At 38.0% G+C, this 10,887-nt stretch carries 9 protein-coding genes; 7 read left to right on the forward strand and 2 right to left on the reverse strand.

Annotated features, from left to right (window positions below; translation table 11 throughout):
* Positions 1–830 precede the first annotated feature (830 nt).
* The 7 genes from hemB (at position 831) to BC008_RS11420 (ending at position 8,658) form a co-directional block, all read left to right on the forward strand.
* Positions 831–1,811 carry a porphobilinogen synthase gene (gene hemB, locus BC008_RS11390; protein ID WP_027843057.1) on the forward strand — a complete coding sequence of 327 codons (981 nt, stop codon included), beginning with the start codon at positions 831–833 and terminating at the stop codon, positions 1,809–1,811.
* A 494-nt stretch (positions 1,812–2,305) separates the two neighbouring features.
* Positions 2,306–2,623, forward strand: a complete 318-nt coding sequence (locus BC008_RS11395) for a helix-turn-helix domain-containing protein (protein WP_027843056.1) — start codon at positions 2,306–2,308, stop codon at positions 2,621–2,623.
* An 816-nt stretch (positions 2,624–3,439) separates the two neighbouring features.
* A complete protein-coding gene (locus BC008_RS11400; protein WP_027843055.1) occupies positions 3,440–4,423 on the forward strand; it encodes an alpha-ketoacid dehydrogenase subunit beta in 984 nt (327 codons plus the stop codon).
* Positions 4,424–4,970: 547 nt separating this feature from the next.
* The gene (secD, locus tag BC008_RS11405; protein WP_027843054.1) at positions 4,971–6,389 is read left to right on the forward strand and encodes a protein translocase subunit SecD; all 1,419 of its coding nucleotides are present in this window, start codon (positions 4,971–4,973) and stop codon (positions 6,387–6,389) included.
* Positions 6,389–7,339, forward strand: coding sequence for a protein translocase subunit SecF (gene secF / locus BC008_RS11410; RefSeq protein WP_027843053.1), 951 nt, complete (start codon positions 6,389–6,391; stop codon positions 7,337–7,339). The genes secD and secF overlap by 1 nt, the downstream gene beginning before the upstream one ends.
* Positions 7,340–7,662: 323 nt before the next feature.
* The gene (locus BC008_RS11415; RefSeq protein ID WP_027843052.1) at positions 7,663–8,073 is read left to right on the forward strand and encodes a hypothetical protein; all 411 of its coding nucleotides are present in this window, start codon (positions 7,663–7,665) and stop codon (positions 8,071–8,073) included.
* Positions 8,074–8,181: 108 nt separating this feature from the next.
* Positions 8,182–8,658 (forward strand): GNAT family N-acetyltransferase, encoded by a 477-nt coding sequence (locus tag BC008_RS11420; RefSeq protein ID WP_058183546.1) that lies wholly within the window; start codon positions 8,182–8,184, stop codon positions 8,656–8,658.
* Here the strand turns inward: BC008_RS11420 and BC008_RS11425 are convergent.
* Both BC008_RS11425 and BC008_RS11430 read right to left on the reverse strand, forming a co-directional pair.
* Positions 8,603–9,580: a sensor histidine kinase gene (locus tag BC008_RS11425; RefSeq protein WP_027843051.1), complete on the reverse strand. Its 978-nt coding sequence runs from the start codon at positions 9,578–9,580 to the stop codon at positions 8,603–8,605. The genes BC008_RS11420 and BC008_RS11425 overlap by 56 nt on opposite strands.
* A 266-nt stretch (positions 9,581–9,846) precedes the next feature.
* Entirely contained in the window at positions 9,847–10,437 is a 591-nt protein-coding gene (locus BC008_RS11430) for an L-threonylcarbamoyladenylate synthase (RefSeq protein ID WP_027843050.1), read from the reverse strand.
* Positions 10,438–10,887 lie beyond the last annotated feature (450 nt).

Consider the following 10,887-nt stretch of genomic DNA (forward strand, 5'->3'; position numbering starts at 1 on the left):
TATTTCCAGATATATTAAGTTTTGAATTGGGATAGAGATTATTTAGTGTTAGCAGAAAATTTTTCTGTTATATTCTCTCCGAGCGATAGTTATAGTAAATACTTTTCCAGTCCTTAAAGTAATTGAATGCATTTCCCACATAAGTGTAAAGGAATATAAAGATAGGTTTGGAAAACTAATCCCTTAGGTCACACTGATACCTAAGATATAGAATTTAGCCGATAGTGGAAATTTATTTACTTCTCTAAGATTAGTTTCCTGGAGCTAATTTTCTAGGTTAGTTTCCTGAGGCTAATTTTCTAGGTTAATTTCCTGAGGCTAATTTCCTGGGGTTATTACTTAGGTTTATTTTGACTGATCATAATTAACTATTCACCCAAAAACTATTCACCCAAATTGCTAGTTATAGGCAAAATTTTTGAGATTATCTCATATTCTCCCTAAACTGCCCTTAAAAAAGGCGAGTTTGAATTAATTTTCTCCCCTATTAGGGGGTTCAGGGAAATCTAAATCTGACAGACTTGTAACTAGTGACTTACGTTATTTCCGGGAAACACAGCTCCAATCAACAGTTCTCGTAGCGATAAATTTACCTGATGGCTGATAGATTGATGCTTTGTATTCTGCTTTGATCGATTTTTTAACATTTCAGCTTAACACTCTGACTGTAAAATACAAAATTGCCCTACAACTCTCGATCTAAAAAATTGAGCAGTAGGGCAGAGGCAAGTTAAGCGCTGATTCCAGTCTGTCCGAGTAAAGCGAATTTCTTGCTTTATCATGTGACGCTTTATTTATTGTCCGCTCTAGCTTTTAGTTGATAAAATTTTATGTTTCCAACTCATCGACCTCGTCGTTTGCGTACCAGTTCTCTACTACGCCAGATGGTACGAGAAACAATACTTACAACAAACGATTTAATATATCCCTTATTTGCAGTTCCAGGAGAGGGAATTGCCAAAGAAGTGAAATCTATGCCTGGGGTATATCAGCTATCTGTAGATAAGATAGTTGAAGATGCCAAAGAAGTTTATGACTTAGGAATTCCGGCAATTATTTTGTTTGGGATCCCAGATGAAAAAGATGATGATGCCACTGGCGCATGGCATGATTGTGGAATCGTACAGAAAGCATCTACTGCTGTTAAAGAAGCAGTACCCGAATTAATAGTTGTTGCTGACACTTGTTTGTGCGAATACACCAGTCACGGTCATTGTGGTTATTTGCAAGTTGGAGATCTAAGCGGACGGGTTTTAAATGACCCAACCTTAGAATTATTGAAAAAAACTGCGGTATCTCAAGCTCAGGCTGGAGCTGATATTATCGCTCCTTCAGGAATGATGGATGGTTTTGTGCAAGCTATCCGTGCAGGTTTAGATGAAGCTGGTTTTCAGGATACCCCTATCATGTCCTATGCAGCGAAGTATGCATCATCTTATTATGGTCCATTCCGAGACGCGGCTGAATCGGCACCCCAGTTTGGCGATCGCAGAACTTACCAAATGGATCCAGCTAACGCCCGCGAGGCAATTAAAGAAATCGAATTAGACATTGCTGAAGGTGCGGATATGCTTATGGTCAAACCGGCTTTATCATATATGGATATCATCTGGCGAGTTAAGCAGGCTTGTAATTTACCAGTTGCAGCATATAACGTTTCCGGAGAATACTCCATGATTAAAGCTGCAGCCCTCAATGGCTGGATTGATGAAGAAAGGGTAGTGTTAGAAACTCTAACTAGTTTTAAACGTGCCGGAGCCGATTTAATTTTGACTTACCATGCTAAAGATGCTGCTCGTTGGTTAAGTTAAATCCAGGGCGAATACAACCAATAAGTAATAATTCCAAATTATCAATCTCTCGAACGCAGCTATAACAGGTTTAATTTGACGGGCGATCCAAGCAATTTGGGTTAGAAGCCGCCAATCATAACTTGTGTAGTGGTGAATCGAGAGATTGAACTTATTTATGTAGATAGGGGATCGATAAATTCATATTCACCGGACTATAGGATGTTATTTTCTCCATGTCTTTTATCCATATCTTTTATAAATTACTGATGAGTAATAATAAATGAGAAATGTCTATTTTTTTATTGCCACTGTGAAAATACTATTATCTACAAAGATGATTTTTAAAATTACTATGAAGTTTTCGGTATAATCCGCAATAAATTTGCCAGGAAGTACACTGATGGCTTATAAAATAATATAGTTAAAAAAAAATTGTCGATTGACTATTTTTGTCGATTGAATGACCGATTTAATAAGCCAATTCTGTTGTAATAAAGAGGGAGCAATTAGGTATGGATATGCAAGTCCTGAGAGAACGGGCGGGTCTTAGCCGGACTGAAGTAGCCTTCAGGCTTGCAATAAGCGAAACTAGTGTTCGCAATTGGGAAGCAGGACGTACTGAACCAACCATGACACCTAAGAAATATTTGGAAGCTATACGCCTGTTTAAATGCACGCCAGAAGAGTTGGCAACGGCAAGTGAAAAGTCTATAAATCAAAGACATAAGCGTAAACCTGGTAGACCCAGGAGATACCCAGAAAACGGTGTAAGTCAGTCTCCGGCTATTAGTCAGATGAGTGATTCACCCATTTATACTCCAAATATTTAGTCTTAATTTTTTAGTGCTTCGAGCTGATTTTATCTATATATAATTTCAGTTTGTAATGTTTGCTTCCCATCAAGCATGTCTGAACAATTTTAAGTATTGAGAAAAGTAAAAAAATAGGTTGAGCAGTATAAATGTGATCTTAAAGGTTACTTATTTATCTGCTTGATAAGTAAGGTAGACGTTTTTTAGCGTCTATTTTTTTTTGATATTAGAATGCAAGTAACTGTTATTAGTGATGTTGCCAAAGCACTGTAAAGGATAAAAATCAAAAATTAATTAATGGGGCAGGTGTAATTGATAAGATAAATAACTAGTGAAAAGATTTGTTTCGTATGAAGTACTTTTGATGAAGTAATTTTTTTGAGTTGGAAATTTTAACAGTAACTCTTAACTTAACTGTATGATTAAAGCTTCAGAAAGTGTAAAGTAGAGAATTTTTACCAAATTTGTTTGAAGTCTGAGTATGGGAAATTTTAGATACATTGCTCAGAATTACAAGGGCGTGACAAATATAACTACTTACGTACTTAACAGCAGTGCAAATTTTGTGATAAATTTTTCGTTCAGTAAGTCCTACGACAACCTTGAAACACCAAAATGTAATTTATCCTGCATTCTCTTTCTAAAACATAGCGTTCGTGCAATTGGAGTTTCTTTAACTAAGCTAACATCATTAAAGCTTGTTTGATGTACTAATAACAGCAGGTTAATACTGGTATTTTCAACCTTAGTTGTCTGTATAAAGACATATCGCTGACGATATTTTCAGCAGATGCACGATAAGATTCTAAAACTATAGGGTAAATAAAAGGTCTCATGGCTCAAACTATATTCTTTAATGCTCTGCGAGAAGCAATTGATGAGGAAATGGCTCACGATCCAACAGTATTCGTTCTTGGTGAAGATGTTGGTCACTATGGTGGTTCTTATAAAGTAACCAAAGATCTTTATAAAAAGTATGGAGAATTGAGAGTTTTAGACACACCCATTGCTGAAAATAGCTTTACTGGCTTAGCTGTTGGAGCAGCCATCAATGGTCTGCGACCAATAATTGAAGGTATGAATATGGGTTTCTTGCTTCTAGCATTTAACCAAATTGCCAATAATGCCGGAATGCTACGTTATACATCTGGAGGAAACTTTAAAATTCCAATGGTAATTCGTGGTCCTGGTGGTGTAGGAAGACAACTAGGAGCAGAACATTCTCAACGTCTTGAGGCTTACTTCCAAGCAGTACCTGGGCTGAAAATTGTTGCTTGTTCTACGCCCTATAATGCTAAGGGTTTGTTAAAGTCTGCGATCCGCGACAATAATCCAGTGTTATTTTTCGAACACGTATTACTTTATAATCTTAAAGAAGAATTACCAACAGAAGAATATTGGCTGCCGTTGGATAAAGCAGAAATAGTTAGGCCAGGGAAAGATGTCACCATTTTAACCTACTCCCGCATGAGGCATCATACTCTACAAGCATTGAAAACCTTAGAGAAACAAGGTTACGATCCAGAAATCATTGATTTGATATCTCTTAAACCGCTAGATTTAGAAACTATTGGCAATTCTATCCGCAAAACCCATCGAGTTATTATCGTTGAAGAGTGTATGCGGACTGGCGGTATTGGTGCTGAATTAATCGCCTCCATCAACGAACGCTTTTTTGATGAATTAGACGCACCAGTGGTAAGACTTTCTTCCCAAGATATTCCTACTCCTTACAATGGGACTTTGGAAAGATTGACAATTGTGCAACCAGAACAAATCGTAGAAGCAGTAGAAAAAATGGTAGCTTTGCGCGTTTAAAATCGGGGACTAGCGACTGGGGATTGGTGAATAGTACCGCTGCGCGGAAGTCAAAAGACGTCCTCCGGACACGCTTTGCGAACAAAACAGACTGCGCCCGTAGGGCGTTAACGCAGTGGTGGGGCGTAAGCATGGGGCGTAAGGTAAGCACAGCAAAAGTCAAAAGTATTGTCTTATCTAGCTTTTAACTTTTATGAATAGTTGCTTTATTCCGCCGACCTGCACTAGTAAGAAATATTAAGTTGAGAAAATTACTGGTTTCATTTCTAATTCCTGACCCCTCATTCCTAATTTTCATATTGTGTTATGCACACTTGGGTGTATTGGGACGCTAACATGCTACGTATGTCTAAGATACACTACCAGTTAAGAGAGTGGGAGCCATCTAGGTGCTAGCACCAATCCCTTATCCCCGAGTTCCCACGGAGAACCTACACCCGGTTCCTGAAACGATTGCTATGCTTACGTCTGTCAGGACGTATTGTTATACCAATCCCGGTTCTACTTGAGAAAAAGTTATGATAACCTTTGTTACACAATTGAAGGTATGCAAAGACAAAAACCGCTATTAATTTTAATTTTTGTATTGGTCTTTGCCGCTATTGCGGTACTCGTAAATTTTAATGTACCCCTTGGACTAGACTTACGAGGTGGTTCGCAGTTAACGATTCAGGTAAAGACTACCGAGAAAATCAAACAGGTTAGCGAACAGGATTTGGAAGCTGTTCAAACAGTTCTGGGAAATCGAGTCAATGGTCTTGGTGTTTCCGAACCAGTCATTCAGTCGGTGGGAAATAATCAAATCTTGATTCAATTACCCGGAGTGGATGACCCCCAATCAGCAGAAAGAGTTTTAGGTACAACTGCACAACTAGAATTCCGACGTGAAAACCCTGAAAAAATAAAACTTTTAACAGTCAGACAGGAAGAACTGAGAGAACTGCTGACTAAACAACAAGATTTGCAAAAAAAAGAGGATAAAGCCGCAATTGAAGCAAACCAAGCCAAAATTGCTGAGAAACAGAAGCAAATTCTTGAAGGACAACAACAACTATTTGAAAAAACCGAATTGACCGGTGAATATTTAACAGATGCAATAGAAGAACCACTTCGTGCTGGTGGTGCTTGGGCTGTTGCAATCAGATTTAATAATAAGGGAGGTCAATTATTTGCTGACCTCAGTCGGGAAGCAGCCCAAAACTCTACTAGACTGGGCATTTTCCTTGACGATCAATTAATTAGTGCACCCAGTGTTGGTCCCGAATATAAAGATACTGGAATCACTGGAGGTAGCGCTCAAATTTCTGGGAGCTTCGATTCTAAATCGGCAAAAGAATTGGCATTGCAATTGCGTGGGGGTTCATTACCTTTACCGATTGAAATAGTCGAAAATCGTACTGTTGGCGCTACTTTAGGGCAAGATAGCATTAAAAGTAGTATATTTGCTGGTTTAAGTGGTTTGGCTTTAGTTTTGGTATTTATGGTTTTCTACTATAGACTACCGGGGCTGATTGCTAATATTGCTTTAATTATTTATGCTTTACTTACTTGGGCTTGTTTTGCTTTATTAGGTGTAACTCTTACACTACCAGGAATTGCTGGTTTTATCCTTAGTATAGGAATGGCAGTAGATGCTAATGTTTTGATTTTTGAACGTACCCGGGAAGAACTACGCGCAGGAAAGAGTCTGTATCGTTCTGTTGAATCTGGTTTTTATCGAGCATTCTCCAGTATTTTAGATAGTAATGTTACTACACTAATTGCTTGTTTGGCCCTGTTTGTTTTGGGTGCAGGTTTTGTTAAAGGTTTTGCTCTTACCCTGGCGATTGGGGTATTGGTGAGTATGTTTACAGCAGTTACTTGTTCTCGGACATTGATGTTCTTGGCTATTACTATACCTTCATTGCGGAAACCGGAAATATTTTGTCCCAATCTTCCTAGTTCGAAAAAGGCAGAGGTAGCTTGATGAAAATTAGTATAAATAAATCACGACCACTTTGGTGGGTTATTTCTGCTGTCATTATTATTGCCGGTGTGATGTCAATGGTAATTTCTTGGCAGCAAATTGGTTACCCCTTGCGTCCCGGCTTAGATTTTGTTGGTGGTACCAGATTACAGGTAGAACGAGACTGCAGCAAACCTGAGAATTGCAAACAAGCAGTTGATATCGCTACAGTCAGGGAAGTTGCAAAAGAACAAGGACTTGGGAATAGCAGTATTCAAATTAGTGGTAAAAATGGCGTCTTGATTCGGAGTAAAACTCTGAATGTTGAAGAACGGAGCAAACTACAAACTGCTTTGAGTGAAAAGATTGGTGAATTTGACCCCAAGAAAACACAAATAGATACTGTGGGTCCAACTTTAGGGCGGCAATTATTTTCTTCTGGAATTAAAGCTCTAACCGCAGCATTTATTGGTATTATTATTTACTTAGCCTTTCGATTCCAGTTGGATTATGCTGTGTTTGCTATTGTCGCAATATTTCACGATATCTTAATCACTGTTGGAATTTTTTCAATTTTAGGTTTGGTTGGAGGTATAGAATTAGATAGCTTATTTATTGTTGCATTGTTAACGATTACGGGCTTCTCGGTCAACGATACCGTAGTGATTTATGACCGAATCCGCGAAACACTGAAAAATGATTCTGGGCGTCCAATTGCGGAGGTAGTGGATGATGCTGTCAACCAGACCTTACCTAGATCTGTAAATACTACACTAACAACATTATTGCCATTGTTTGCCATTTTTCTATTTGGTGGCGAAACTCTGAGAAATTTTTCTTTGGCATTGATTATTGGTTTTGCTATGGGAGCTTATTCTAGTATTTTCATTGCTAGTACTCTTTTAGCCTGGTGGCGCGAACGTTATCAACAGGAAGCAATTCTGGAAAGTAATCAGTCTGTTGATGCTTAACTTTAACTTTAACCTTAGAGGAGAAGTCTTCCATGCAGATTATTGCTCATCCAGAATAAAATCTGTGAACAAAAGGATCCTGAGACCTTGGGAAAATCCTATAAGGAAGAAAGCAGCAAGTTAAACGTCAATTTTGTACAAAAACGTGCAATCTTGTATAAATTTTATGGAGCAGAAGAGAAGTTCAGCAAACGGAGAAAGGGTTGGTAAATTGAAATTTGCGAGAATTAACACTGGTAAAGCAAACCTACTGCGAATTGATTACTCAAATTTTGAGTTTTAAACCCTAACCCAAGCATAATCTTCTCCTCTCCTTTATAAATATGGAACAACAACCCAAACAAAACTCAATTAATCATGAGGACAATTCCGATCCTGAGTTCGAGCGACAAGTTCAAAGGTTATACGAACTAACTGTCTACAGTAGATGGCTACTAATTGTATTTGTCTGGCTAACAATAGTACCTATCTGCTTGTGGAATTTACGTATGGAAATTGCACTGTGGAAAGAATATTTTACATTTGCAGCAGTTAGATACGGACTTATATCCCATCCACTTGCAGCCTTAGGATTAGCTTTTAGCGTCGGAATGATACTCGCAGTTTTGATCTGGCAAAGTCGCAATATCTTGTTCGGTCTGTCATCTGAAGAAAAAAAGCTTTTGGAAGATCGGGTTTGGCGGATTCGCAAACAAGGCTCCAACCATCCTTTATGGAAATGGATTTGTAACTAAATACAGATTTTCTTTAGTTTTAATTTTTTTAGTTTTAATTTTTTTAAAGATATATTTAGATAAGTACTATATAGTGCTTGCTGGAAGTGCTCTTAAAAGGTATTTGATATGAAATCTACTCAGATTCGCTTTAGCGATCGCAAATCTGACATTGACCTCGTGCAACTGCAAAAACTATTTAATCTTGCAGCTTTCTGGGCAGAAAATCGAAAGGTTAGCGACCTGAGTACTGCAATTGCTAATAGCCAACCAGTGGTTAGCGTATGGGATCGAGCAAAAATGATCGGTACTGCTAGAGCAACTAGCGACGGAATTTACCGGGCTACAATCTGGGATGTTGTTGTTCACCCAGAGTATCGTGGTATTGGTTTAGGAAGTAAATTAGTGGAGACTATTCTGAGTCATCCTCACATCAGAAAAGTAGAAAGAGTATATTTAATGACTACTCATCAGCAAAGCTTCTATGAAAAAATTGGTTTTCAGCAAAATTCCACAACTACAATGCTACTTTATCAAGATGCAGAGGAAACTAATTTTCCGACTCAGTTGCTAGAGACTCAACTTCAGAATTCGCTCGGGGGATAGATACCTGAATTCTTGTTAAAGTATCTACTTCGTGATGATTTTCAGGCAAAGATATAACTTCCAATTTGCCCTTCATAGTGTCCAATAAAGTTTGATTCAGAAGCAATTTCATTCCTGAAGAAGTTCTCCCATCATTTTCATTTATGGTTATTGCCTTGCGCTCTGAAATATTACTCACTTGAGGCTGTTGTTTAACAGATGAAATTAATCCTACTGGCTCTTGATCGAGTAATGCATGATTTGGCACATCTAACCATATGTGTATCATGTCATTGTTGATGGAGTTTATAGCAGAAAGACAAATCTTACCTTCCTCCATATGGGCGATCGTAGTTGAAACTAAGTTATTCAAAACTTGACGTAACCAGCCCTTATCAGCAAAAGCATAAATTTCTGGTTGTGGTGACTTAACTGTGAAGGGAAAATTGCGATTTGCCGCCAGCATGTAATTTAATTCATAAACTTCTTGGAATAGTTTACTAATGGGAACTGGTTGCGTATCTAGTTTATTTGCACCATAATCAGCTCTGGCTACCTTCAAAATCTCATCAAGTAATTTCAATAATATTAGAGCCCGTTCGTGAGCCTGAGAAATAAACTCCCGCTCTTCCGATGGGCTTTCACACAAGTCTTCTAAAATAAGTTGATGTAAGCCTATTAATCCATTAAGGGGCGATCGCAACTCGTGGGTAACTCGAGCTAAAAATCCACCCTTAAAGTCGCTCATTTCTTGAGCCATTTGATAAGCAAGTTCATTATATTCGTCCGTATTATTTATTGTTGATTTAGCCAATAAATCTTTTGGAACAGATGAATTGTTATCCCAAGTTTTTTTTTGCTTACTTAGATTTTGAATGAGTTTACTAATACCCAAACCAAAAATTAATCCTATAAGTAAATATATCCAGTTATCCCAACACATAATTCAATAACTATTAATCCATTAAATGATTATTCTTTTAAATCTTGAAGTAGGAAGCATAAATATTAAAAACTGTAAATTTTAAAAACTGTAAATTTTAAAAACTGTAAATTTTAAAAATGCTGGCAGCCTTTAGTCTATCTTTTCCCGTCAGGGCTATCTAATTATAATCAGTTGCGACCAAAATTTTAATTTCAGATTAATAGGTTAATTCTAATCAGGTGAAAGAATAAAGTCGAATAAATAATATTCAAAATACAAAATACTTACGTATCTAAAATTACCGAGCCTTCGCGTAATATTTTCCAATTATTCCCGTCCCATTTTGCGACTGTAGAGGGTTGACCCGTACCCATTTCTAATTCAAGTGGCACTTCCTGGGGAGATAAAGTAAGTACATTAGGAAATGTTGCTGCTATTTCAGCCATCCTTCGCAAAGGCGGTTGCCCCGATAAATTTGCACTAGTGGTTGCTAAGGGTCCGGTTTGTACAAGAATTTTGCGAGCAATTTCACTATCTGGAACTCGAACGCCAATTGTAGTGGGATCGGTAGGGTTGAGAGATGCAGGTATTTTTTGTGATGCCGGAACAACTAAAGTTAATGCTCCAGGCCAGTAATTTTGTGCGATCTGATGCCAATTGTCTCGCTCGAAATCGGCGCTTACGTAATCCCAAAGCTGAGAAATATTTGCAGCCATCAGAATCAAAGGTTTCTTTAGACTGCGCTGTTTAGCATTAAATATTAGTGATGAAGAGCTTGGGATTGTTGCCAATGCCGGCACGGTGTCCGTAGGGAAACTAGCTAACTGACCAGAGCGAATACCAGAAACAAGTAAATCAAAAGAAACTAATGGCATATTTGTCAATACAAAAATTATTATCAATATTAAGATTACGAGAATATAATCTCAAGAAAATAAAATACTAATAAAAATAATTGATACCAAAACTGATAATAGTTAAAAGCGTATATAGTAATCGTATTTGATTTATAAACGGGTGACTCCTGTAGAGACGTTGCAGAGCCTGCAGCCTCGGTGCTACCCCTAACGAAAACTTGGACAAAACTGCCCAGCCTATCTCCTTACGGAGACGCTACGCTAATGCTGCGCGGGGGTTTAACGCGTTGCAAAAATGGGTTATTTGTATAAAATCCCCCGCGCAGCAAGCCAAAATTAGTGGAAATACAGGGTAACTTTGGGTAAGGCTGGGCAGTTTTGTCGTATCCCCTCAAAATTCCGGGGTAAGGAGTTACTCAGGTATCCATGACCAACCAAAAGGATTAGAAGAGGACTTATCCCGAATTA

Origin of the sequence: Mastigocoleus testarum BC008 (assembly GCF_001456025.1) — a bacterium.
GTDB lineage: Bacteria > Cyanobacteriota > Cyanobacteriia > Cyanobacteriales > Nostocaceae > Mastigocoleus > Mastigocoleus testarum.